The 26,363-nt window shown below is 43.0% G+C and carries 17 protein-coding genes; 12 read left to right on the forward strand and 5 right to left on the reverse strand.

Translation table 11 applies throughout. The features are described 5' to 3' along the window. Window positions 1-14: 14 nt before the first annotated feature. The 6 genes from B9G53_RS09195 to B9G53_RS09220 all read left to right on the forward strand — a co-directional run bounded on the left by B9G53_RS09195 (window position 15) and on the right by B9G53_RS09220 (window position 12,368). Window positions 15-443, forward strand: a complete 429-nt coding sequence (locus B9G53_RS09195; RefSeq protein WP_094531419.1) for a response regulator — start codon at window positions 15-17, stop codon at window positions 441-443. Continuing rightward, window positions 440-3,769, forward strand: a complete 3,330-nt coding sequence (locus tag B9G53_RS09200) for a response regulator (RefSeq protein WP_094531421.1) — start codon at window positions 440-442, stop codon at window positions 3,767-3,769. Before B9G53_RS09195 ends, B9G53_RS09200 begins: the two co-directional genes overlap by 4 nt. Window positions 3,770-3,780: 11 nt before the next feature. Beyond that, the gene (locus tag B9G53_RS09205; RefSeq protein WP_094531423.1) at window positions 3,781-6,159 is read left to right on the forward strand and encodes a response regulator; all 2,379 of its coding nucleotides are present in this window, start codon (window positions 3,781-3,783) and stop codon (window positions 6,157-6,159) included. A 139-nt stretch (window positions 6,160-6,298) separates the two neighbouring features. After that, window positions 6,299-7,450 (forward strand): hybrid sensor histidine kinase/response regulator, encoded by a 1,152-nt coding sequence (locus tag B9G53_RS09210; RefSeq protein ID WP_254923603.1) that lies wholly within the window; start codon window positions 6,299-6,301, stop codon window positions 7,448-7,450. A 35-nt stretch (window positions 7,451-7,485) separates the two neighbouring features. Beyond that, on the forward strand, window positions 7,486-10,494 hold the full coding sequence (locus B9G53_RS09215; RefSeq protein WP_094531425.1) for a PAS domain S-box protein: 3,009 nt from the start codon (window positions 7,486-7,488) through the stop codon (window positions 10,492-10,494). A 116-nt stretch (window positions 10,495-10,610) separates the two neighbouring features. Continuing rightward, complete coding sequence (locus B9G53_RS09220; protein WP_094531427.1) at window positions 10,611-12,368, forward strand: EAL domain-containing protein; 1,758 nt, start codon at window positions 10,611-10,613, stop codon at window positions 12,366-12,368. A gap of 103 nt (window positions 12,369-12,471) precedes the next feature. Here B9G53_RS09220 and B9G53_RS09225 read toward each other — a convergent pair whose 3' ends face one another. Next, window positions 12,472-14,682, reverse strand: a complete 2,211-nt coding sequence (locus B9G53_RS09225) for a transketolase (protein ID WP_094531429.1) — start codon at window positions 14,680-14,682, stop codon at window positions 12,472-12,474. A gap of 696 nt (window positions 14,683-15,378) precedes the next feature. Next, the gene (locus B9G53_RS09230) at window positions 15,379-15,972 is read right to left on the reverse strand and encodes a sulfite oxidase-like oxidoreductase (RefSeq protein WP_094531431.1); all 594 of its coding nucleotides are present in this window, start codon (window positions 15,970-15,972) and stop codon (window positions 15,379-15,381) included. A gap of 182 nt (window positions 15,973-16,154) precedes the next feature. Between B9G53_RS09230 and B9G53_RS09235 the strand changes: the two genes are divergently transcribed. Both B9G53_RS09235 and B9G53_RS09240 read left to right on the forward strand, forming a co-directional pair. Then, a complete protein-coding gene (locus B9G53_RS09235; RefSeq protein ID WP_094531433.1) occupies window positions 16,155-16,757 on the forward strand; it encodes a DciA family protein in 603 nt (200 codons plus the stop codon). Window positions 16,758-16,847: 90 nt separating this feature from the next. Next, complete coding sequence (locus B9G53_RS09240; RefSeq protein WP_094531435.1) at window positions 16,848-18,110, forward strand: AAA family ATPase; 1,263 nt, start codon at window positions 16,848-16,850, stop codon at window positions 18,108-18,110. Between the two features lie 147 nt (window positions 18,111-18,257). On the opposite strand, the gene B9G53_RS09245 is transcribed toward B9G53_RS09240, so the two are convergent. Beyond that, window positions 18,258-19,259, reverse strand: coding sequence for a phosphoribulokinase (locus B9G53_RS09245; protein ID WP_094531437.1), 1,002 nt, complete (start codon window positions 19,257-19,259; stop codon window positions 18,258-18,260). A gap of 294 nt (window positions 19,260-19,553) precedes the next feature. Between B9G53_RS09245 and B9G53_RS09250 the strand changes: the two genes are divergently transcribed. Both B9G53_RS09250 and B9G53_RS09255 read left to right on the forward strand, forming a co-directional pair. After that, entirely contained in the window at window positions 19,554-20,909 is a 1,356-nt protein-coding gene (locus tag B9G53_RS09250; protein WP_094531439.1) for a PQQ-binding-like beta-propeller repeat protein, read from the forward strand. A gap of 198 nt (window positions 20,910-21,107) precedes the next feature. Continuing rightward, entirely contained in the window at window positions 21,108-22,457 is a 1,350-nt protein-coding gene (locus B9G53_RS09255; RefSeq protein WP_094531442.1) for a PQQ-binding-like beta-propeller repeat protein, read from the forward strand. Between the two features lie 65 nt (window positions 22,458-22,522). Here B9G53_RS09255 and B9G53_RS09260 read toward each other — a convergent pair whose 3' ends face one another. Together B9G53_RS09260 and B9G53_RS09265 are read right to left on the reverse strand one after the other, a co-directional pair. Further along, the gene (locus B9G53_RS09260) at window positions 22,523-23,077 is read right to left on the reverse strand and encodes a hypothetical protein (RefSeq protein ID WP_094531444.1); all 555 of its coding nucleotides are present in this window, start codon (window positions 23,075-23,077) and stop codon (window positions 22,523-22,525) included. Between the two features lie 136 nt (window positions 23,078-23,213). After that, entirely contained in the window at window positions 23,214-23,936 is a 723-nt protein-coding gene (locus tag B9G53_RS09265) for a creatininase family protein (protein WP_094531446.1), read from the reverse strand. Between the two features lie 259 nt (window positions 23,937-24,195). Between B9G53_RS09265 and B9G53_RS09270 the strand changes: the two genes are divergently transcribed. Continuing rightward, complete coding sequence (locus tag B9G53_RS09270; protein ID WP_094531448.1) at window positions 24,196-25,140, forward strand: fatty acid desaturase family protein; 945 nt, start codon at window positions 24,196-24,198, stop codon at window positions 25,138-25,140. Next, entirely contained in the window at window positions 25,137-26,150 is a 1,014-nt protein-coding gene (locus tag B9G53_RS09275; RefSeq protein WP_094531450.1) for an alpha/beta fold hydrolase, read from the forward strand. Before B9G53_RS09270 ends, B9G53_RS09275 begins: the two co-directional genes overlap by 4 nt. The last annotated feature ends 213 nt before the right edge of the window (window positions 26,151-26,363 follow it).

Consider the following 26,363-nt stretch of genomic DNA (forward strand, 5'->3'; position numbering starts at 1 on the left):
TAGGAACTTAACCCATGACTTCTCTACGCCCCATCATACTAGTTGAAGATAACCCTGATGATGAGAGATTGACAATTCGAGCCTTGCGTCGTGGCAACATTGCCAATGAGATTCTTGTCGCCCACAATGGTGAAGAAGCCTTGACAATGGTATTGAATGCCAATCCGTTACCCAGTGTCGTTCTTTTAGACTTAAAGCTGCCCAAAGTGGATGGATTGGAAGTCTTACGACAGATTCGTGCTAATGAACGCACGCATATGCTACCTGTCGTTGTACTCACATCCTCTAGTGAAGAGCGCGATATCATTGATAGCTATAATTTGGGAGCGAATAGCTATGTGCGGAAGCCCGTGGAAATCGAAAAATTCACGGAGGCGGTGCGCCAGTTGGGGCTTTATTGGGCAGTAATTAACGAAGTATTACCTAAAGTGGATAAGCGATGATTAACAACCCTCTAACCCTAAAAGTACTAAATATTGAAGATTCAGAAGATGATGCATTTTTAGTACAGCGAGAACTACGTCGTTCTGGATTGAACATTATCTGGGAACGGGTGGAAACGGCTGAAGCTTTGTGTGCAGCTTTGGAAAAACAGACTTGGGATGTGATTATTTCTGATTATCATTTACCCAAATTTAATGCTTCTGATGCGCTCCAAATTGTTAAAAGTAGATACCCAAACCTCCCTTTTATCGTGGTCTCTGGCACAATTGGTGAGACTGCTGCGGTCGAACTGATGAAAGCAGGCGCTCATGATTACTTGATGAAAGCAAGTCTAACTCGACTGTCTGAAGCGGTACGGAGAGAAGTGCGTGATGCTGAAATTCGGGTGGAGCGTCAACGATCGCAACTGGAACTAGATCTCGTTAAAGAACGGCTACAACTAGCGGTTGATGGTTCGGGTATCGGTCTGTGGGATTGGGCTATTCAGACTGATGATGTAATTATTAATGAGCGATTAGCCGAGATTTTTGGTTATACCCTTGATGAATTAGCCCAATTTGGGACTAAAAATTGGTGGCAATTGAACCATCCCGAAGATTCGCAGAAAGCGAAACTAGCGATGGAAAGTCACTTTCAACAAAAAGCTTTAGTTTATGAATGCGAACTCCGAAAACTCCACAAATCTGGGGCATGGGTTTGGGTGTTATCACGGGGTAAGGTAGTGGAATGGGATGGCGAGGGCAAACCACTTCGCATGACAGGGACAACTCTCGATATTAGCGATCGCAAACAAGCTGAATTGCGAGTGGAGATGCAAAACTCGATCTTGGAGCGCATTGCCAAGGGAGAGGCTTTGCCAGATATTCTGGAGGTTTTGGTACGGGCCACGGAAGATCAAATTGAAGGGGGACTTTGTTCGATTTTGCTATGCGATCGCGAAGGGAAACTCCATCATGGTGCAGCGCCTAATTTACCCGATGCTTACAATCAAGCGCTCGAAGGCTTATCAATTGGAGAGAATGCTGGCTCCTGTGGTACAGCCGCCTTTCGCAAAGAGCCTATAATTGTTTCTGATCTAGCCAACGATCCACTTTGGCAAGATTATAAGGAATTAGCTTTAGCCCATGGATTGAGATCTTGCTGGTCATTTCCTGCGATCGCGAGCGATGGGTCTGTCCTAGCCACTTTTGCTGTTTATCATCAAGATATCCATAGTCCACAACCGCAAGAGCTAGAGGCGATAGCCCTTGCGGCAAATATCGTCAAAATTGCGATCGAGCGCGAACAAGCTACCCAAGCCCTAGAAAATTTAAATCAAGAACTGGAAGATCGTGTACAACAGCGCACTCAGGCTTTGAGACTCAGTGAAGCCCGCTTGCAAGAAGCCCAACAAATTGCCCACCTTGGTAGTTGGGAGCTAGATGTCATCACCAAAAAAGTTACTTGGTCAGAGGAGATTTTCAACATTCTTGCCCTTGATCCCCATAGCCCCGCACCAACATTTGAGCAGTTTTTTCAATTTTTTGCCCCCCATGAGCAAGCCCGTTTAAAACTACTACATGAACGCGCCATTAATGATCGGCAAGCCTTTACCATTGATGCCGAAATAGTCTGTGCGGATGGCTCCATTGGTTATATTTTTGTTAAAACTGAGCCGATCTGGAATTCGGCAGGAAAAGTAACCCGATTGTTGGGCATTGCCATGGATATTAGCGATCGCTATGCCATGCAAGAAGCTCTCCAACGTAGTGAAGAACGCACTCGTGCTACTCTTTTAGCATTGCCAGACCTCGTATTTCGAGTTAATCGTGCGGGTAAATATGTAGATTTTATGGTGTCGCCTCAAGGTAAAAATCTCGTTGATCCCCAGCAAATTATCGGCAAAAGTATTTATGACGCTTTTCCCTTGCCCACTTCGGGAATTTATGCAGAACGCAAATATGCAGCGCTACAACAAGCCCTCGCCACCCAGACTGTCCAAATTTATGAACAGCAGATTCAGGTTGAAGATAAATATCTTTACGAAGAAGTGCGCGTTTCTCCTTGCGGTCATGATGAAGTGGTCTTTTTTGTGCGGGATATTAGCGCTCGTAAACAGGCTGAGGCTCAACTGCAACAGACCAATCAAGAGTTAGCCCGTGCGACGCGACTTAAGGATGAGTTTTTGGCAAATATGAGCCATGAACTTCGTACTCCTCTCAATGCAATTTTGGGAATGGCTGAAGGCTTACAAGAACAAGTCTTCGGTAAAATTAGCGATCGCCAACTCAAAGCATTACAAACCATCGAGGCAAGTGCAACTCATTTATTAGAACTGATTAATGACATCTTGGATGTTTCCAAAATTGTATCTGGGCAAATCGAACTGGAATGTACCCCTACTTCAATTAATCATCTCTGTCAGTCCAGTCTGGCGTTTATCAAGCAACTGGCGATGCAAAAACGCATCCAGATCTTCACCAAATTGCCGCTAAATTTGCCAGATTTGCTAGTGGATGAACGGCGCATCCGACAGGTATTAATTAATCTTCTCAACAATGCCGTCAAATTCACGCCAGAGGGAGGAAATATTACCCTAGAAGTTAACCATCTCCAGTTGATTTCTACTTCTCCAGATCAAACTAACGAGGAGGTTAGGGAATATGTCCGCATCGCAGTAATTGACACGGGTATTGGTATTGCCGCAGAAAATATCCAGAAACTATTTAAGCCTTTTGTGCAGATCGACAGTGCCTTGAATCGTCAATATGCAGGTACAGGTTTGGGGCTTGCCCTAGTGAAACAGATGGTAGAACTACATGGTGGTAAGGTGGGAATAACTAGCGAACTAGGGGTAGGCAGTTGTTTTTCCATTGAGTTACCCTGTAGTTCTAATACTACATACTCCTCTGACACGATTTCCAGCAATCCAACAACCGAGATCGGCAATCTGGATTCCCCCAACGTGGGCAAATCTCAAGTCCCCCTGATCTTGATCGCTGAAGACAACGAAGCCAATATCATGACAATTTCTAGTTACCTCATCGCCAAAGGTTATCGCATTGTGTTAGCCAAAAATGGAGAAGAGGCAATTTCTATAACATTATCGGCAAAACCTGATTTAATTTTGATGGATATCCAAATGCCAGTCATGGACGGGTTAGAAGCTATGCAACAGATTCGCCAGATTCCCAGCTTAGTTAATATTCCGATTATTGCGTTAACGGCTTTGGCAATGACAGATGATCGAGAGCGTTGCCTAGCCGCAGGAGCGAATGAATATCTCGCGAAACCTGTTAAGCTAAAGCAACTGGCGGCTACTATCCATCAACTTTTAGCGAATTAAGAAGATAGGCAATGAATCTAGCATCTGTTTTAATCATTGATGACGAAGCTGATAATTTTGATGTGATTGAGACTATCTTGGGCGATCAAGATTACCAGTTGCATTATGCTGCTAGTGGTCAAGATGCGATCGCCTATCTCGACACATTTCAGCCCGATCTAATTTTGCTAGATGTGATGATGCCAGTTATGGATGGCATTGAGGTTTGCCAACGCATTAAAGCTTTACCTGAATGGCAGACTGTGCCAATCATTATGGTTACTGCTCTGAACTCTAAGGAAGACCTAGCAAGGTGTATGAATGCGGGAGCCGATGACTTCATCAGTAAGCCCTTAAACTCTTTGGAGTTCCGAGCAAGGGTAAGTTCCATGTTACGCATTAAAGAGCAACACGATCGGCTGGAACGAGCCAATGCCCTGATCCACGCACAACTTGAAGCTAGCCTAGAGGCAATTATTGCGGTCGATGAACAGGGGCGACTAGTCGCATATAATCAAAAAATATGTGAAATATGTGATATCAAGGCGATTACCTCCAAGGTCAATCACCAAAATTTACCGCTTTTACCACTACTGCAATCGGCTAACTCCCCCCAAGCAATTACCCAAATCTTGGAAGAAACCTACGACGAACCAGATCAAGTTACCCATGGTGAGATGGTCATTAATGCACTCACCTACGAGTATTTTAGTAGTTCTGTTACTTCTCCGACTGGTCGTTTTTGGGGATTTGTCTGGCGGTTTCGGGACATTACCGATCGCAAGCAATACGAAACCAATCTCCAAGAATCTAAAGAAATCGCGGAGGCAGCTTTGCGGGTTAAGTCAGATTTCTTAGCGATGATGAGTCATGAAATTCGCACCCCCATCAATGGAGTCTTGGGAATGACGGAGCTATTAGCGACTACTTCCCTTGATTCAGAACAAAATAAGTTTGTGCAATCCATTCAAACTAGTGGCGAAATACTGTTAACAGTGATCAATGATATTCTCGACTTCTCCAAACTTGAATCCCAAAAACTTTTACTAGAGCATCTACCAATTGATGTGCATGGAATTATAGCCGATACCTGTGCGCTCCTGAATCAACAAGCTGAATCTAAAGGAATTGGATTAGATTACCAGATTGATCCGCAAACACCTACATATATACTTGGTGATCCCATTAGATTACGGCAAATTTTGCTGAATTTAGCAAATAATGCGGTCAAATTTACCCATAAAGGCGCAGTGCGACTCTCTGTGTCCTTATCTCCAGACCTTTCCCCGTCGGTTTCTCCAAAGACTGAGAACGAAGTAAGATTACTTTTTGAAGTGCAGGACTCAGGAATTGGACTTTCCCCAGAACAGTTACAAAAGCTATTTCAACCCTTTACCCAAGCCTCGATCGCTACGGCGCGTCAGTACGGTGGCACAGGGTTGGGACTAGTAATTTGTCAAAAGCTGGTGCAGATAATGGGCGGAAATATTTGGGCGGAAAGCTCTTTAGGTGAAGGTTCTAGCTTTTTCTTTGTTTTGCCAGTCTCAGTTACAAACGAACGTCCTCAAGCTATGGTTCCCTTTGAGGGGAGAACGATGTTGCGCCATGCTAAGCCCCTTAGTTTTGAGCTAGCGACTCAACTACCACTGAATATTTTGGTTGCTGAGGATAATTTGATCAACCAAGAAATGGTTTTGGCAATGCTCAGTAAAATGGGCTATGCACCTGTAATTGTCAACGATGGGATCGAAGCTCTAGAAGCGATTAAGAGTAATACCTTTAATATTGTGTTCTTAGATGTGCAGATGCCGCGCTTGAATGGACTGGAAACTGCTACTTATATTGTGGAAAAATGGACTGAGCTATCCACAAATCCATCCCGTCCGATCCTCATCGCGATGACCGCTAGTGCGATGCAAGGCGATCGCGAAATGTGCTTAGATGCAGGAATGGATGACTATATCAGTAAGCCAGTCTCCTTTGATACTTTACAAAGAATCATTGAGCGTTGGGGGAATCTTCCTAAAGGAATTGAAATCCAACCAGCTACCACTGAGTTGAATACGGACTTTGATGATCAAGCGCTTCAGGAAATCGAGAAGGTTTCATTGAATTTGCCTCAACGGATGATCCATATATTCTTAAACGAAGAATGTCCAGTCCTGTTAGAGAAGTTGCATCAAGCTATATTAGATCAAGATGCTTCGCAAATAGAATATGTGGCGCATACCTTAAAGGGAAGTAGCAGAATGCTTGGGGCTAAAGCTTTTTCCGAAATTTGTTTTGGATTGGAAGTGGCAGGACGTAATCATCAATTAGAGGGCAGCGATCGCTTAGTATCCGAGATTGATCAAAGTTTTCCTTCAGTTGTTGCATATCTGGAGGATTACCTTGCGAAGAATTCCTCATAGGATAGTTAGTTCATGTTCAAAGCTCTAAGAGATTCCCATCAATCCCCCTTAAAAAGGGGGAAGAAGAAAATTCTCTCCCCTTTTTAAGGGGGACTGGGGGGGATCTAGACAATTCTTAAATGGTTTCTAAAGTAAAACAATGACCAATACAATGACAAATATATCCTCAATTTTAGTTGTTGATGACGAGCCTAATAATTTTGATGTGATTGAGGCTCTCTTGAGCGAACATAACTATGAATTGCATTATGCAGCTAATGGTAAAAGCGCGATCGCTAGTCTCAAAGCCTTTCAGCCCGATCTGATTTTGCTGGATGTGATGATGCCAGAGATGGATGGCATTGAGGTCTGTAAATGGATTAAAGCCAGCACTCAATGGCAAACTGTGCCGATCATTATGGTGACCGCTTTAAGTTCTAAGTCTGATATGGCTAATTGCCTCAATGCTGGAGCCGATGATTTTATTAGTAAACCAATTAATAGTATTGAACTGCGGGCGCGGGTACATTCAATGCTGAGAATCAAGCAACAGTATGACAATATCCAAACCCTATCCCATATCCAAGCCAATACGATCAATATTCTGGAAAGTACTCTCAATGAATTGCGTGGTACTTTAGCTTCGAGAATGTCCCATGAGCTAAATACACCCCTCAATGGCATTATCGGCACGATCGCCATGCTGAAAGAAGACATCGAAAGTATGGATATTGCCGAAATCCACGAAATGCTAGGTTGGGCTGATGAATCAGCAAAGCGTTTAGAAAGTTTAACCAAAAAGTTTCTGGTCTACCTAGAACTTGAGGTTTCTCCCAGTCGCCAAGAGTCATTCAAATTGGCTCATACTAACTTCTCTAGCGCCATGATTGAAGCTTCATTAAAATCCTATGTTCAAGAGCTTAAACGTAGTGATGATCTGAGCTTTGACCTTGAGGATGCCGAGATCGCACTATCGGATCGCTACCTTTTGACGATTCTCCATGAGTTGGTCGAAAATGCTGTGAAATTCTCCATAGCAGGGACGATGATCAAAATTAGTAGTCATGTGCTAGGCAATATGTTTAATTTGTCAGTGAAGGATTTAGGTCGAGGACTTACCGAGGAGCAGATTAATCGCATTGATGCTTTTGTCCAGTTTGAGCGGAAAAGCTATGAGCAGCAAGGTATCGGTTTGGGCTTAAGGGTGGTCAAAAAGATTGTTGAACTCGCAGGCGGCAATTTTTCTATTACTAGCATTTATCAGCAAGAGACGACTATACATATTTCATTACCGCTCTATCCACAGTTATAGCTTTGCCAAATCCTGAAAACACCCTTCATAAACTTATGTTTACTTCTACCGATCCTCTAGCCCATCTATCACTAACGTCTATGATCATTCTCAAACCTCTTGTTGTTGAGCCTGAGACGACGGTGATGGAAGCGATCGCGAAAATGCATAGGGGAAAAGCGGACTATCTGCTAGTGGTAGAAAGAGAGCATCTGTTGGGTATTTTCACTCATCAAGATGTTGTCAGACTGATTGTCCAACAACAGCCCCTAATTAAATTAGATAATTTATTGATCAGGGAAGTGATGACTTCTCCCGTAGTTACCTTGCAAAAGTCGGCTTTTACCGATGCGTTGGTGGCGATTAATATATTTCAAAAATGTCAAATTAGGCATTTGCCCATTGTCGATGAAAGCGATCGTCTTGTAGGTTTAGTAACCTACGAAAGTTTGCAACACTATGATGTTCACAAACAGGCTGAGCTTACCTATAAGCAGTTGCAAGAACTAGCCTCATTTAAAATTGGACTTGATCAGGCAGCGATCGTGGCGATTACGGATATTCAAGGAGTAATTACCTATGCCAATGATCGCTTTTGCGATATTTCTGGCTACTCTCGTGACGAACTGATCGGACAAACCCATCGCCTGATTAACTCTGGCTATCATTCCCACGCTTTTTTCCAAGATTTGTGGCAAACAATCTCTAATGGTCAGATTTGGCGAGGTGAAATTTGTAATCGCGCTAAGAATGGCAGTCTCTATTGGGTCGATAGCACTATTGTTCCTTTTGCAAATAGTCAAGGTCGAACATTGCATCATCTAGCGATTCGCGTTGACATCACAGCTCGTAAGTTTGCCGAAGCTGCTTTACAGTCAAGTGAAACCCGTTTCCGTCGAGTTTTTGAATCTAATATTGTGGGGATGATGTTTACTGACTTTAACGGTCAGATTACCGATGCGAACGATCGCTTCTTGGAACTGCTTGGCTACAGTCGAGAAGATCTGATTGCCAAACGGATTAGTTGGGAAACTATCACCCCTGCCGAATATCTGCCCAGCGATCTCCATGCGCTCCAGCACCTGAAACTTAGTCGCGTAATTGCACCTTGGGAAAAAGTCTACTATCACAAGGATGGACATCTAGTTCATGTGCTGATTGGCATTGCGATGCTCTCTGAGGATGATTGTGTTTGTGTGGTCGTGGATATTAGCGATCGCAAACAAGCTGAAGAGATGATTCGCCAACAAGTTGATCATTCAAAATTATTGCAAACAATCACTCAACGGATGCGATCCACTCTAAATCTGGATGAAATTCTCAAAACCACCGTGGATGAAATTCATCAGGTCTTAAACTCAGATCGAGCGCTAGTCTATCGAGTTTTTCCTGACGGAACAGGTGCGGCGATTGCTGAAGCAGTCTCATCTCAATGGCAGTCAATTTTAGATATTACTTTTCCTGAAGAGGTTTTTCCCAAAGTCAATTACGATCGCTACCTCCAAGGAAGAATATTTGCCCTCAGAGATCGCGAAGCCGAGCCACTTGAGGTGTTACCCTGCTTAGCTGAGTTTCTTACGGAAATACAGGTTAGAGCGAAACTCGTCGTTCCGATTATTCAAAATGACACTCTCTGGGGATTGCTGATCGCCCATCAATGCGATCGCCCACGCCATTGGCAACCATGGGAGATTAATCTCCTCCAACAAATTGCCAATCAGTTAGCGATCGCCATTCAACAGGCGGATTTATTTGTACAGTTGCAACAAGAACTTCGCGATCGGCAACAAACCCAAAAACACCTTACTGAAATCAACCAACGGCTAGCAGAGTCCAATGAAGAACTGGCTCGTGCGACCCGACTCAAAGATGAATTTTTGGCTAACATGAGCCATGAACTCCGCACCCCTCTTAATGCAATTCTGGGGATGACGGAGGGAATGCAAGAGCAGGTTTTTGGAAGAATCTCTAATGCCCAAATCAAAGCTCTTCAAACGATTGAACGTAGTGGTTCTCACTTACTAGAACTGATTAATGACATTCTTGATGTTGCCAAAATCGAATCTGGACAGATTGAGCTAGAATACTCCACCATCTCTGTGGAATCGCTCTGTCAATCCAGTCTCACCTTTGTTAAACAGCAAGCTCTCAAAAAATCGATTCAACTAGAAACAAAACTAGCTCCGAACTTACCTGAATTAATTGTTGATGAACGGCGCATTCGTCAGGTCTTGATTAACTTACTCAATAATGCGGTCAAATTTACTCCAGACGGTGGACATATTACCGTAGAAGTTAGCCGTCAGCCCCTGTCTGCTATTGCTCAGGAAGCTGCTATTGGTTCTACCCCACCCGAATTAGACGTAAATAGCTATCTTCACATTGCCATAAGTGATACAGGTATCGGCATCGCTCCAGAAAATATCAGTAAGCTATTTCAACCCTTTATCCAAATCGATAGCGCCCTCAATCGTCAATATCAGGGGACAGGTTTAGGGCTGGCTCTCGTAAAACGGATTGTGGAAATGCATGGAGGCAAAGTGATGTTATCCAGTGAAGTAGGTGTGGGCAGTTGTTTTACCGTTATCCTTCCCTGTACTGAGTCAGCTTCAGCACCTGTATTTGTTACTATGGAAAGTCAGACAGAGCTAGTTATCGAATCTGGGCAGATTCCGCAAACTGCTCCTGTAATCTTGCTAGCAGAGGACAATGAAGCCAATGTCATGACCGTATCTAGTTACTTAACTGCCAAAGGCTATGTCATTGTTTTAGCAAATAATGGAGAGGAGGCGATAGCTTTGGCACGGTCAGCAAAACCTGATCTAATTCTAATGGATATTCAAATGCCTGTGATGGATGGATTAGAAGCTACGAAACAAATTCGCCAAATCCCTGATTTAATGAATGTTCCGATTATTGCTCTTACGGCGCTAGCAATGGAAAATGATATTAAGCGATGTATCGATGCAGGGGCTAGTGATTATTTGAGTAAACCTGTTAAGCTGAGGCAATTAACAAAAACTATTCAACAATTTTTAGATCTTAAGAGACTCGAAGTAAAATAAAGAACCAGATTTTTTGTAGCACAGCTTAGCCGTGCTACAAAAAATCTGGTTCTTTATTAAATCGCCAAACCCTAACTTTTAGCTTTCATATAATTTCAAATCAATATTAATTAACCATGAACAAGCCTTCTATTTTAGTTGTTGACGATGAACCTGATAATTTTGATGTAATTGAAACGCTTTTAAGTACCAGCGACGACTTTGAACAACAAACCCAATCCTATAATTTGCACTATGCAGCTAATGGCAAAGATGCGATCTCATCCCTAGAAATATTTCAGCCCGATCTAATTTTGCTAGATGTGATGATGCCTGATATGGATGGCATTGAGGTCTGTCGGCGCATTAAAGCGATGCCTCAATGGAAAGCCGTGCCAATTATTGTGGTTACGGCTCTAACCACCAAAAAAGACCTCGCGCAATGTTTGTTTGCAGGTGCTGACGATTTTATTAGTAAACCTGTCAATCGGCTGGAGTTAACCGCAAGAGTGCGATCGATGATTCGCATTCACCAGCAATATCAACAATTAGCAACCTTCAATACTCAATTAGAAGCAATGGTGCAGAAGCGCACCGCCCAATTGCAAAATATGCTTTTGGAGGATGCACTTACAAAGTTGCCAAGTCGGACATTCTTAGTTCAAGAACTAAAAGATAGATTACAAGCGGGAGAATCATCGCTGGCTCTAGTTTATATAGACTGCGATCAGTTTAAATTGGTGAACGGTTCCTTTGGTCATGCGGTTGGTAATCAGTTACTGATGGCGATTGCCCAACGGTTACAGAGGCATCTGCGTCCCCACGATTTATTAGCACGAATGGGTGGAGATGAATTTTGTTTTCTACTCCATGAGATTGAAGAAGAAACATCCCTTGAGCCATTTTTGCAAGAAATTCTCCAAAGCTTTTCTCAACCCTTCGCAGTGGCAAATTGTGAAATCTTTATCACTGTCTGTATGGGAATTGCACTAGGCAAATATAGCGATCATAAACCTGAAGAACTTTTGCAAGATGCAGATACAGCGATGTATCAAGCCAAATTGCGTGGCAAAGACAGTCATCAAATCTTTGATCGCCAAATGCATCTAGCTATGTACAATCGTCTGATTTTAGAGAACGATCTGCAACGAGCGCTAGAACAACAAGAGTTTATGCTCTTTTACCAACCAATCATCGAGTTACAAACTCAAAAACTAGTAGGATTTGAAGCTTTAATAAGATGGCAACATCCTGAACGGGGCATGGTTTCACCCGCAGAATTTATTCCTTCTATGGAAATGACGGGCTTAATTGTACCTGTGGGAATGTTGGTATTTAAGCAAGCTTGTCAGCAACTTTATGCATGGCAGCAGCAAGGCTGGACAGAACTCACCATGAGTGTCAATCTTTCCGTGCGCCAGTTTTCCTCTGCGACGCTACTTGCCGATATCGATCACATCATTGCCGAAACCAAAGCTAATCCCGCTAATATCAAATTAGAAATTACCGAAAGTGCGATTATGGACAATGCTGAATCGGCGATCGCCCTAACCAAAGAATTGCGATCGCGTCAAATTCAAATCAGCATTGATGATTTCGGAACGGGGTATTCTTCTCTTGGCTATCTCCATCGCTTCCCAGTGGATAACCTCAAAATTGATCGCTCCTTTGTGAGCCAAATTCAAACCGAAAATCGCCACTATCATGTCGTTGATACAATTATTGCGCTTAGTAATCAGCTTGGCTTAGCCGTAATTGCGGAAGGAATTGAGACTAAGGAGCAGCTTGAATGGTTACAAAATGTTGGCTGTCAATACGGACAGGGCTACCTATTTAATAGACCTCTACCTGCCTCAGAAGTTGAAAGAATTTATTTGCAATCTAATCCCCTTTAATTCCCCCTTGCAAAGGGGGGAAAGTGGAAATCTTGTTCCCTCCCCTTTGCAAGGGGAGGGTTAGGGAGGGGTTAATTCCCTCAGTCAAGAAGGTTAATCCAAGTTAGCTAATCAACTGCTTAGCGCGATCGCAAATCGCCTCAGCATTCATGCCATTAAAATCAAACAATTGACCTGCCGAAGCTGTGGTTTCGCCGCGCTTCCATGAGAAGATATCACGCTTGCTATTGCTGCGGAGCATCACTGGTTCGAGGAGTGCCGATGCACCACCAACGACACCAATCAAAGCATCACCACCAAAGAAAGCCTCAAAATCAGCATCACTTAGGAACTTGCCATCTGGCTCAGAGCAAGTATCCCAAGCTACATCAGTTGCCCGATAAAGGCGACGAGGGCTAACAACTGAGACAATTTTGGAGCCGATCCCTTGTTCCGCCAGCTTTTGTGCAGCTTCGTAAACAGGAAGCAACATCATGTCACCGATGACAGCGAAGACGACCTTCTTCTCACCTGCAATTTCTTGCAAAGCGATCGCGCCATCTTCTAGAGCCTGTCTGGTTTGCTCAAAGGTAGTACGGATTGGCAAAGGAGATTTGCTAGCCGTAATTACCACACCCTTATTCACCGCTTTTAGTGCCCAGTCATAACAAACCTGAATGCTATTAGCATCAAGAGGGAACAGTGGGAACACGTTGCCATTTCGCATCATTGCTGCAAAATAACCTTCGATTTCAGGGCGTTGGTGTGTCCAACCGTTACGTCCTTGCTCTAAAGCTCCTGCGGTGAACAGACATACCGTTGCAGGCGTGGGACGACGTAACTCAGCCATCGCTTGAGTGACGGTCTGCCAAATGGGAAGTCCATTAATCGCAAAGGATTCATAGGAACACCAGAGAGTACGGCTACCCATTAATGCCAAGCCGACTGCTAAACCTGCACAGGCATCTTCGCTCAGAGGTTCATACACCTGTCCACCAGGTTCTTGATTATAAAGAGCATCAGTGGTGGGGTGATTGATTTTCAGAGCTTGGTTAATATTGGCAATTCCTGAAGCTTCGTTACCATCAGCATTGGTGACGATATAGCGCTTGTCGGTTTGTCCGACATAACCAACTAAGCGTCCCATAGCGGTTGTGGAGATCTTGGCTTCGCCAGCCGCATATTCTTCGAGAGGCAAAGTTCCCAAATCCGTTAATGCTAAGACTGATTCTGTAACCGCAGTTTTAGAAGAAGAACCGCCACCAGCCCATTCTAAATTGGTGCGAACGGTTTGCCATGCTTCAGGATTGAGCGCACGGGATTTTAAGCCAGCAACCACATCGGCATTGTCGAGGGTGTGGTGAGCATAGAGATTATGGGATTTTGCACCGCGTGCATGAACTCCTGCGCCTTTAAGTTGCTTGATGATAAATACAGTCAGCTTCCCACCAAAGGCAAGTTTCGCCGCTTTATCCACACCAACGAGAACTGCTTCTGTAAAAGCAAGGCGTTGTTTGAAAGAGAAGGCAGTACTATCAACATAAGCTCCTTCCTGATGCTGATCGTCAAAATCCTTAGCATCAACCAAAATCACTTCATCAAAGCCATTCCCTTTCCAAAAAGCAATCATTTCGGCATTGGTCTTTGTCGAAACCATGCTGTGATGTTCTTGGCTAAACCCATTCCACACCAGAATCGGAATAAAATTGGTGACTTCAGGATAGGCGGTATGAAAATGGGCGATCGAGCTAATTGGATAGGGTTCACCCATCCCACCATCACCCATGGTTACTGGGAAAAGCTTATCGCGATGTAACAGCGCCGCTGCCATCGCAAAATGCTGTCCCTGTCCAAGGGGCCCCGCAGGAGCTAAAATTCCGGGGATAAATCCTGACAAGTGACCAAGCAAGCCATGCTTTTCACGATATCTTTCGCGCATTTGACTTACAGTGTTGATGCCCATATCCTCAAGGGAGCGATCGAGAAACATGGCGCTGTAATACCCGGGGGCATGATGTCCAACTTCTGTGGGCATATTCTTGTGACCGAGCATATAAAAGGCTGCTACTGCTTCGGCGCTACTAGCAAATCCGCCAGGGTGACCTGATGCTTTGCTGGCTGTGACTTGTAAGGTGAGATAGCGCAGAGCGTCGGCTGCTAGTAAAGTTTGAAACACCGCAGCGCGATCGCTTGGATCAGTGACACCAGATTTGTCAGGGCTAAGAACGGGTATACGTCCTAGCTCGTCGAACCCCTCCAACGGTTCGCCAAAGTACTGAATGCCTTCACAAAAGGCGGGAGTGGCTGCGTTTGTGGTTTCAGGGGTTGCGACCATAGATTTTTTTTGACCTTGGGTTTGTCCAAACTAGAGGTTTAACTATGTAATGAATAGAAATTAAGAAATATTTAAATTTTCTCTAATAGCCATTTTAGTACAGTCCTGTTGACAAATCAAAACAAGTTGTAGAAGGGATTTCACCTATCCTGATCCAGTCTCAGGACTATCTCGATAGAAGTTCCATTTATATGAAATAAACCAAAAAAATGAAAGCGGCGCTTCGCGCCGCTTTCATTTTTTGTAGTCCAATAAAAAGCACCTTACCCAAAAATGGATAAGATGCTTTGACATTTTTCTGGAGAAATTTTAAAAGTTAGAGACCGCATTGGCGAGGAATAAAATTGCGATCGCGCTCACAAAAAACTTACAGGAAAAAATTATCAGTTGAAAAATGGTCACTGTGTTAAGGCATCTAGAGTGTGGAGAGAGCATTGGCTAAAACTAAAACAGCGATCGAACCAGCGTAAAACTTAAAGATAAATCCGCCAAAATGAAATACTGACATCGCTTTGCTCCTCACTTCCTTAACTCTTGATGTAATTAGTATCAGGTTTTTCTCTAAGTTATGACGTGATGTAAGCCTTGATAGTTGCGTAATTGTACTCACTAAACATATGTGATCGCGATCGCTATAGCAATATAAAAACCAAAAGATGAGTGGCGGCGCTTCGCGCCGCCACTCATCTTTTGGTACTAAAACGAGCTATATCTTTCCTCAGCAAAAGGTTCGCCGCGATGGTGATAGCCATTGCGTTCCCAGAAACCTAGTTGCATTTTGTCGAGAAACTCAAGCCCATTCAGCCATTTTGCACTTTTCCAAGCATAGAGATGGGGGACTACTAGTCGCATGGGGCCACCATTGTCAATCGGTAACGGCTGATCAAAGAGTGTATGCGCGAAGAAATTCTCTTCTCGCACAAAATCTTCCATCGCAATATTTGTCGTATAGCCACCGTAGCAATGTTCCATTAAATGCACGGCTTTAGGATCGACTTCGATATATTTTAAGAAGTCTGTCACTTTGACTCCTTTCCATTGCACATCGAGTTTTGACCATGTAGTGACACAATGGAAGTCGGCAGTAAATTCTGTTTGTGGCATAGCCATAAAGTCGTTCCATGTAAAGGTTTTCTCGGTGGCGAGTCCCCATACACGTAGTTGCCAATCTTGAGGCTTAATTTGGGGAGTATCTCCATAGGTCATAATGGGAAAACCATTAGTTAATCTCTGACCTTTGGGAACACGGGCTGGATCTGGCGATCGCGATTTAAACAAACTTCCAAACATAGAAAATTATTACTCAAAATCAACTTTAAATATTATCGCTGTTTTCAGAAAGTAAGTAGCTACGCATAAATTACCTAGAAAGGTGTACTGACTGCTACGCAGTCAGTACACCTTTCTAGGTTTTGGCATACCCTACTTATAAAAATGCTAATCTTAAGCAAAGTTCTGTTTGGTTTACGAGCATGTCCTTGACAGGGTTACCAAATATTTTGCACGGCATTCAGGCGCGTACTAGTTGGCAGCAACGCTGTCAATATTTGCTGATTGTCGAAAAATGGGCTGATATTGTCGGTGAATCGGTAGCTAAACAAACTTGCCCAATTGGGGTATATCAAAAAGCGTTACAAGTGGCTGTGTCTAGTTCAGTTTGGTCACAGGCTCTGACCTTTGAAAGAGTAAGGATTTTGGCGAAAATAAATGCTCTATTTGTTGGTTCGGGAAATTTAGCGATCGCTGATATTCATTTCTCAACTGCAAAATGGGCAACCCAACAGCAAACCTTAAAAGAGCGCAAAGTTGTCACGGAAGATCATCCCAGCTATTTACCACCAGCGATCGCCAATGAGTCATCCCCTCGCCAACTCAAGCCAAATCTTAAAATTAAATTAGAAAGCCCTAAAGCTCCTGAAACAGCAAGTGAAGCTTTCCAGCGTTGGCAAAATGTGATGAAGTTAAGAACTAATCAAATGCCCCAATGTCCAAGATGCGATCGCCCCGCCTTAACTGGTGAAATATCCCGTTGGCAGATGTGCCGAGTTTGTGCGATCGAGTATTTATTTAAGTAACGTGGTGAGCATAAGCTCACAGCGTTACTTGTGTGCCAAGACAAACAAGGAGCTTATGCCCTTCGTCATCCACCTAATTATTTCTGCGTTATGTCAAATCTTGAATCTCTCCACGCTTGCAATCCTAGCTTTGATATCAGTTTACAAAAGGAAGCTCATTACTATATAGATTTGGCGATGGCTAGGGGAGAAGATGTGGTGAAGCGAATGCGGAGAGCGATCGCTTTATCTCCTAATAAACCAACCTATCAATTATTCTCAGGAAATTTAGGTGGTGGTAAATCAACGGAACTGCTACGTTTAAAATCTGAGCTTGAGCAGCAAGGCTTTGCCGTAATTTATTGTATGGCTGACCAATATCTCCAAATTACTGATGTTGGCTTAATAGAGCTTTGGCTAGTAATTCTGAAGCTAATTTTGCGGCAACTAGAAAGCCAAGGAGATTCATTATCCCTAGCTTATTTGCCCAATGCGATTACTGAAATCGAAAAATGGATGAAAATGATTCCATCGGTAGGCTCTACCCATGTGCAACGGTTACAAAAAATTTTGCAAGCGTTGCAAGATAGTGAGCAGAACCGCCGCCAGTTACACCATCATTTGGAAACACGTCTTCCCAATTTACTAATCGTGGCGATCGAAGAAGTAACAGGAATCGCCGTTGATCGACTTAAACAAACTGGAAAAAAAGGGCTAGTGTTTTTGGTCGATAACCTTGATCGGCTATCTATAGAGCAGGTCGAGAGCATTTTTGGAAAAGGTGGTAAATATTTGCGTCAATTTCAATGTCACACGATTTACTGTTTGCCATTGCTCGCGATCGCCCATCCTAATGAACAATTTCAGCTCAGATTTCAGCAATATTTGAAGGGTAATAGCCCAATTGTGTTATCAAATTTACAGCTATGCGATCGCAATGGTGTGGTTAATCCGGAAACTCTAAATCTACTACGCCAAGTTGTTTTAGCGAGAATGATGCCAAATATTTCCCCTGATCAGCGATTAGAGCAAATTACTAACTGCTTTGATCATCTGGAAACTCTTGATCAGCTATGTTTAGCAAGTTATGGGCATCTGCCCTATTTACTATCACTCTTACAAGGTTGTTTGCAATCAGAATCTCCGCCGATTCATTTGGAAACTGTTAACCGCATTTTGGAGAGCGATCGCCTCACTCGTTTATCAACAATCAGAGATCGCGATCGGCAAGCTTTGCAGAAATACTTGACTAACGAGCATGTAATCTCATCGGAAGCACTGAATTTGTGTCGCCGCCGCTTACTTTTTGAACATCACGATGATCAAGGCTATTGGTTTAGCAGTCCTTTCGCAACCAAAAATCAAGGGAATTAGCTTTGCTAATTCCCTTGATAATCCTTTGAGCTATAGCTGTCGCCATTCTTGTTAGGACATAAAACCCAAATAGTGTGAGGCGGCGCGAAGCGCCGCCTCACACTATTTGGGTTGGCTATAGCTATAAAACGAAAATATTGCTGTGATTTAAGCTGCGACCAATTGTTCCGCTTGTTGGGTCAGTCGCTCAAAGGTAGCCCGCATCTTCAATCCAACGATAATTTGCAATAGCCCAGTACCATTGTTAGAGCCAGGATAATCAGGATGCTTGAGTAGAAGCTGGGTTAATTCGCCGTAGAACTTAGTATTGATGCAGCTAAGATGATTTTCGATATAGACCATCTCTTCAAGGCGATCGAATTGTCCATCGATTTCCAAGACGCTTGCAGGTTGACCCAGCCAGCTATCAGGTCCCGAAAATAGCTTAATTCCTGGATAAGAGCAAGTCAGTTTTGTACCACAGGGAATCCAAGAAATTGTCGAACCTTCATCAAATAGGTAAGCTGGCTCAATTCCCTCAACACCACTGCGTTGAACTAAGCGCACTCGCAATACCTTCCGCTCGGTATCATTAGCAATCAGATTTGTGGGTAGGATTTGAATGATCACATCAGCATGGGCTTTTTGAGGATCAATATATGCTTCAAAGTCGGGTCTACGGGACTCGATCGCCTGCATGACATCCGCAAGGGTATGACCACGCTCAGCCATATCCCGTTGAATCTTCCAAGCGATTTTGACTTCATCACTGAGATCGAGGTAAATACTGAAGTCGAGGAGACTACGCACCCGCTCGTCATAGATTGGATGCAAGCCTTCGATCACAATCACTTTATTAGGCTCAACTAATTCAGGAGGATCGAGCAAGCCTGTCTCATGATTATAAATCGGTTTCATAATCGATTTACCTTCCTTGAGGGCTTTGACTTGCTCATACATCAAGTCAAAATTATTCGCACGCGGATCAAGTGCAGTAATTCCCGTTTCCTTCCGTTGTTTGCGATCTAGGCTGTGATAGTCATCTAGACAAATCACGGTCATAAATTCTTCGCCAAACAGATCATTTAACCTGCGTAAAAATGTAGATTTTCCACAGCCAGAGTCTCCTGCAACTCCAATCACAACAACACGGTTGGGTTTACTGCTCATAATTCTGAACCGATCCTTATAAAAATTGATTAAATTGTATTTATTATTACTTCTTTCCCAAGATCAAATCTACCAAAACAGTGATACCCATATTTGCTTTTGATTTAACTTTAATAATTGCTTTTGTTTATGAATTTAAAGTAAAAATAATGTATAAATTATAATCTTTAGAGCTTTTGAAAAATATAGCGATCGCCATTAGGGCTTAGCCGTAAAATAAGGAACCAATTTTTGGTGGCGCGGCTGTGCCGCGCCACCAAAAATTGGTTCCCTTAATTAAATTGCAGAACCATTATGCATGTCATAAGCTCAAAATTTAAATTGCTAGATTCGCGAAAGTTGATCAATTTTGGGAAATACTTTCTAATTTCCTTGCTGCTGCTGTTGGGTTTGCATCTTGCTGCCAATGCCAATAATCCTGAAGTTATAATTCAGCCTGAGTGGACAGCTAATTTACAAGCAAGTACCCCACTGATTACGACTGGTGAGCAGGTATTTGTGATTGAGGATTTGAACGATAGTGTAGAGCCAAAAGATTATTCGGCAACTTTATTTGCAATTAATATTGCGTCAGGAAAAGTGCAATGGCAGCAGAAATTACCATTTCGTCAAAATCCTGGTAGTCGCCAGTTAATTTTAGAGAATGGAACTATTTATGTCAGTCATGACGATGGTGTTACGGGATTTAATCTTAAAACTGGTTCTCCTAAAATATCTTTTAAGTATACAAATACAAATAGTAGTGGTAGTCGCGATCGCTTGATGGGGATACATCAGGATATCGTAGTATATGGTGATTCTATCCCAATTGATAAAAGTGACTTTAGTCGCACAGAGTATGAAACAAAAGTATTTGCCATCACTAAAGATAAAACTATCTGGTCATATCATCTTCCTAAAAATGGGTTGATTGGTGGTATTTCGCCAATCGAGCCAGTGGTACAGAATGGAATTCTCTTTTTACCTTCTCGTCACAACACAACCGCAGGTGGGATTGAACAATTTACAGTGATGGATGTTGCCTCAGGTAAAGTGCTTTGGACTTGGGAAGCCCCGCGACAACCTGATGGCTTAGGCTCACGATCAAATGTTTTAGGAGATACGCTCTTCTATACCTCAGTTTTCGATAATGGCAAGATGCAGCCGTCAGAAAGACTCCGAGCGATTGACCTCAAAACTGGCAAAGAAAAATGGTCGTATGCCATTACTGACGAAACTAATTGGCGAACTAAAGCTGTTAGCGATCGCGAAGTTTTGATCTGGGAATCAAAAGATAACGTTAATGGTAATTTTGTGGTGTTAGACAAGGAAACTGGCAAATTCTTACGCAGATTTACAGTGATCCTTGGCGATAGTCTGGAGCCTCAAACTTTAACTTGGGCAGGTGGTCTGGTTTACATAGAGGCACTAGAAACCGAAAATGAGACAGTAGACTTTTTCGGTCCTGTTAGAAATAGTTGGTTAGGTGCATTTGACGATAAAACTGGCAAATTAGTCTGGCGGACTTCCACTTTGCTAAATAGCTCTATTAACTATCCACCTGTTGTTAGTGCTGTAGCCGACAAACCTGAGAAGAAACGTTTGATTTTTGCTAGCAATTTCCTGAGAACCGAAGGTAGTAGTAAAGTTCATTCTTTTCTTATTCCCTAAAGTGATAAAGGCATCGCGAAGCGATGCCTTTATTGATCATGACACATTAGCCAGTGTGGAAGGTTTGAGGCTGATCCTGCCTGTAAAACTTGTGTGATGTTTTGCCATACCCAAGGTAAGGGAAGATGTCCTAAGCAAAACTTACATTGCTATAAATTATAATCTTGAAAATTATTGAGAAATATCGCGATCGCCGTTATGAACGTAATACTCACAAAATTCAAACTACTAGACTCGCGAAAATTAGTTAACTTTGGGAAGTATTTTCTAATTTCGTTATTACTGTTACTAGGCTTACATCTTGCCGCCCATGCTAACAATCCTGAAGTGATCATTCAGCCTGAATGGACAGTCAATCTACAGGCAAGTACGGAAATGATTACAACTGGCGATCGCCTCTTTGTGGTTGCCAATTCTAAGCATGACCCTGAGACGGAAGACTACTCTGCCACTCTATTCGCGATTAATACTGAGTCGGGGAAGGAGCTATGGCAGCAAAAGTTGCCAAATTACCAAACCCTAGGAAATCGCAAACTAATTCTCGATGATGGCTTTATCTACGTCAGCCATGATCGGGGAGTTGTTGGATTTGATATGCAGACTGGCACTCCCCAATTCTCCTTGACCTATGATGATCAGACAAGATCAGGTATTCGCGATCGCTTGATGGGCGTTCATAAAGGCATCATCATCTATGGTGACTCAATCCCGACCAAAGATAGTGACTTTACAAGTCGCACAGAATATCAAACTAAGGTATTTGGATTTAATGTATTTGGCAAAGATAAAATGCTCTGGTCATACCAACTTCCTAAAACCAATGGCTTAATTGATATTCCTGCCATCAAGACGTTGGTACAGAATGGCATTTTATTATTACCTTCCTTCCATGACAAAGGTACAAATCGGATCGAACAATTTACAGTAATTGATGTGACTTCAGGCAAAATTTTATGGAATTGGGAATCAAAAGAAAGAGATAGTTTATATGGAGCCAGCGTTTGGGAAGATACGCTCTATACCTCTGTTTTTGGCAATAGTGATATGAAGTCATCGGGCAGACTGCGGGCGATCGATCTCAAAACTGGTAAAGAGAAGTGGTCGTATGTGATTACTGGTAAAGTCAAAGCTGTCAGCGATCGCGAAGTGTATGTATGGCAATCTAATGGCAACTCTGGTAATAACTTTGTGGTGCTGGATAAAGAAACTGGCAGATTTTTACGCAGATTTGAGCTACCTCGCGTCTACTACGACGAACCACCAGATTTAGTCTTGGCAGATGGGTTAATTTATGTATTCGATATGGAAATCAAAAATGCCACCTTTGGCTTTTATGGCTCTGCCGATAACAATAGCTGGATTAGTGCCTTTGATGCCAAAACTGGGAAACTCGTATGGAGGACTCCAACTTTAATGAATACCCATGTTTACCACCTACCTGTGATCAGTGATGTCGATCCTAAGTCTGGAAAGAGGAAGTTAATTTTTGCAAGTAATTTCCTCCGCAAAGAAGGTAGTAGCAAATTGCAAGCTTTTAGTATTCCCTAACCAAAATAGACATAATTACAAAAGGCATCGCAAAGCGATGCCTTTTGTTTTAAATCACAGACTGCTTAAACTTTACTGCGGAGAATGTCACGACTGATAGCATTTTGGAAATCTTCTACATGAGATGGGTTTTGCGGTAACCACACATCTCCTGTAGCAATGTGCATTGGTGGCAAAACATCATAAATTGGCTCTTGCAAAAAGTAAGTGTCCTTTAGCTGCACTAGCCATGCTTCCTGTCCTTGGTCTTGTACCCTTGATTGAATATCAATGAGGCTCGTGGGTGCAATGTCTAGATGGCGATCTAACTCAAAATCTACTGCCAAGTTATCGCGATTGCAGGGAAATATCGAAGCGATCGTTGCTAGTCCTTGGATTGCACAAGCAGGGAAAGTATCAGTATCGAAACCAAACTCATCCATTAGTTGCCGACAGGTATGAGCCGAGTCGGGATGGTCAGGATAGCCAAGGGAATGAATCAAGACTCTACTTTCAATAGAAGTTTTGAGAAATTCAGGCGGATTGAAAATAACTAGGGTGGTGTATACCCTCGCTAAATAACAAACTGCCTCTTCAGGGCATAAAGAAATGGCTACGGTTATGGTTGCGCGATCAAGCATGATGCAGAAATGCAAGTACTTTTGATGTTTAAGCTGACAGCATACAACGATTGTTGAGTTTGTGCTTTGCTGCAAATGACTTAATCTTGCGCCAAAATCGTTAATTTATGGCAAAGACTGGCTATTTTGCTTAACCTTAAATTTCAGCAAGAAAATCGTTGTACTGGCTGACTAGTTCCTTGACGGAAAGTTCAAAAAGTTGTTGCCCATGTTCCACAGTGGCGAGAGCAGGATTTGAACCCATACGTCCATCGGGGTAACGTTTGCGAAATTCTTCGGGGCTATAGATGCGGCTATCTTTATTGACAGATTCACTAAGCGTCGCCTTTTTGATCGCGTCGGGATAGAGATACATCGTCACTGCAATTTCGCTAGGCGTAGCGTGATAGCCTTCCTGATTGCCATAAAGCTCTTTGACAAGTTTATATATTTCGTTGCTAGCCCACCAATTCCCAAGCCGACAACGTACATCAGGCAGTTCATTATAAATCTCGGTAAAAGCAGTTTTAAGAACAGCAATATTGCCACCATGCCCATTGAGAAAGAAGAAGCGTTTAAATCCATGCTTGGCAAGCGATCGCACCACATCATGAATCACTAAGGTCAGCGTTGAAGGCTTAAGGCTAATCGTCCCTGCAAAACCTGTATGATGCTCCGCCATGCCCAGAGTCAGCGTCGAAGTAACCAGAGCGTCGGCTTTTTCGCCCACCGCACGAGCGATCGCTTCGGCACAAATAAAATCCGTGCCAATTAATCCCGTGGGTCCATGCTGCTCAGTGGAACCGATGGGAATAATCACCGCTTGCGATCGCTGCAAGTAGTCTTCAACTTCTTGCCATGTGGATAAATGTAGGAGCATAAAATTTATTTAGAAAACTAGGCAAGGTTTACTTTACGCTAACAGAGATTTCAGGCGATCGGGTTTGTATTAACTTTGACTTATTCAGAAACGCTTTGACAAGATACTTATGAATATTAGGACTTACGCAAAATGCCCTGAAAGCCTCATTTTACCGTAGGGGCAATTCATGAATTGCCCCTACATCTCGTTCTTTTGGGTAAGTCCTAAATATACATAGTCCAACGCCAAACTGTCAGTAAATATTGAGTTTTTAGTCATGTTTTCAAGCGATATTAAACCTACGCAAATTCTGTCTCCTCAAGAATTAAGCGTTTTAAATGCCAAGTCAAATCTAAAAGGAACCTTGCAACTAATAGGACATTTAGCCGTGATGGTAGGTAGTGGCTATCTCTGGGGTGCAAGTATGGGAAATCTGAGCGATCGCTGGTTTATAGCTATACCAGCATTAGTTATTTACGGATTTAGCTTTGCGATTATGTTTGCGCCATTGCATGAGGCATCCCACCGCACCGTTTTTACGAATAATCGCGCCAATGATGTGCTTTGTTGGTTGGCAGGACTTTTATCTTTTTATAACAGTACCTTCTATCGGCTCTATCACAAGTGGCATCATCGCTATACCCAAATTCCTGATAAAGATCCTGAACTTAGCGATCGCAAACCGACAAATCTCAAGGAATATATTATCGAAATTAGCGGGATTACTTGGTGGATTGGCAAGTTTAAGAGACATTTCCTCACAGCGATTGGCAACTTAGAAAATTGCCCATTTATTCCTGAAAGCTCCCGTGCCGAAGTAATTCGCTCTAACCGTTTACAGCTATTGGTTTATGCGGTAGCGATCGCTATTTCTGTGTATTTCCAACAGCCTTGGTTTATTACCTATTGGATGCTCCCCCTCGCAGTCGGTCAGCCGATTTTAAGATTTTTGCTATTAGCCGAGCATACCGATCGCCCCAATACCGACAATATGCTCGCCAATACCCGCACTACCCTGACTCTTGCGCCTTTGCGATTCCTGATTTGGAATATCTCCTACCATGCCGAGCATCATCTCTATGCTTCCATTCCCTTCCATCAATTAGGCGCAGCCCATACAAAACTAAGTAGCCATTTTGAATGTGTTGAAAATGGCTACTTCAACGTCCATCGTCAAATTATCGCTAATTTTGACGCGAAGACTGAGAATTTAGTAGCATGAATATTTTCACGATTAAGAACTTTCAGCTTCAGTGCGGGGCAGTTTTGCCACAAGCACAATTGGTGTATCAGACCTACGGCGAACTAAATCGCGATCGCTCGAATGTAATTCTCTATCCCACCTCCTACGGAGCGCAACACCACGACATTGAATGGCTAGTGCGACCTGATGGCATTCTCGATCCGACAAAATGGTTCGTGATTATCATCAATATGTTTGGGAATGGGCTATCGAGTTCACCCAGTAATTGTGCTGAATGTGGCTTAGCTGAGCAGGGTTTCTGGTTTACCCATCTAGATAACGTAACGGCTCAAGAGCAATTGCTACGCGAAGTCTTCGGGATTGAACGCTTAGCCCTAGTTTACGGCTGGTCGATGGGCGCTCAGCAGGCTTATCATTGGGGCACGTTATATAGCGATCGCGTGGAAAGAATTGCGGCTATTTGCGGCACGGCGAAAACCACCGATCACAATCGCATTTTCTTAGAGAGTTTGCGCTATTCCCTCACTGGCGATCCAACTTGGAATGGAACTAGTTTTGACGGTATTCCCGATCGCGGATTTCGCACCTTTGCCAGAATATACGCCAGTTGGGCAGCCTCTCAAGCTTTTTATCGCGAAGGTTTGTGTTATCAATTCGGTTATGAATCTCTCGAAGATTATCTCCTGCGTGGTTGGGAAGCTGGCTATCGCAAGCGCGATCCGCGAAATTTGATTGCAATGATTGATACTTGGCTCAGGTGCGATGTCAGCGATAACCCTGTTTATCAAAAAGATTATGAACTTGCCATGCGATCGATTCAAGCGAAAACTATAGTCATGCCTAGCACTACGGACTTGTATTTTACCCCCGAAGATTGCGATCGCGAGGCGGCGCTAATTCCCCATGGTTCATATCTTCCCATTCCTTCGATCTGGGGACATCGTGCGGGTAATCCCTACCAAAATCCTGAAGATGCCGAATTTATCCGTCAAGCAGTTTTAGAATTACTAAATAAAAAAGAAAAATAACTCATAAAACAGATATTTATGTATAATGTTGGATACCTATATCAAAAATATAAGAATATTTAACTAATCGACAATGAACGATAAATCTAATCATGAATATTTTGAATTTAAAGAACATCTCTTAGTAAAGAGAATAACAGGGCTATTTCATTCTTAAAAAAGCGAGATAAAATAGGATTGGGAAGTATGTTAGAGGTATAGCAAGCCATGACA

Source organism: Pseudanabaena sp. SR411, from assembly GCF_002251945.1.
In the GTDB taxonomy this organism is placed as follows: Bacteria; Cyanobacteriota; Cyanobacteriia; order Pseudanabaenales; family Pseudanabaenaceae; genus Pseudanabaena.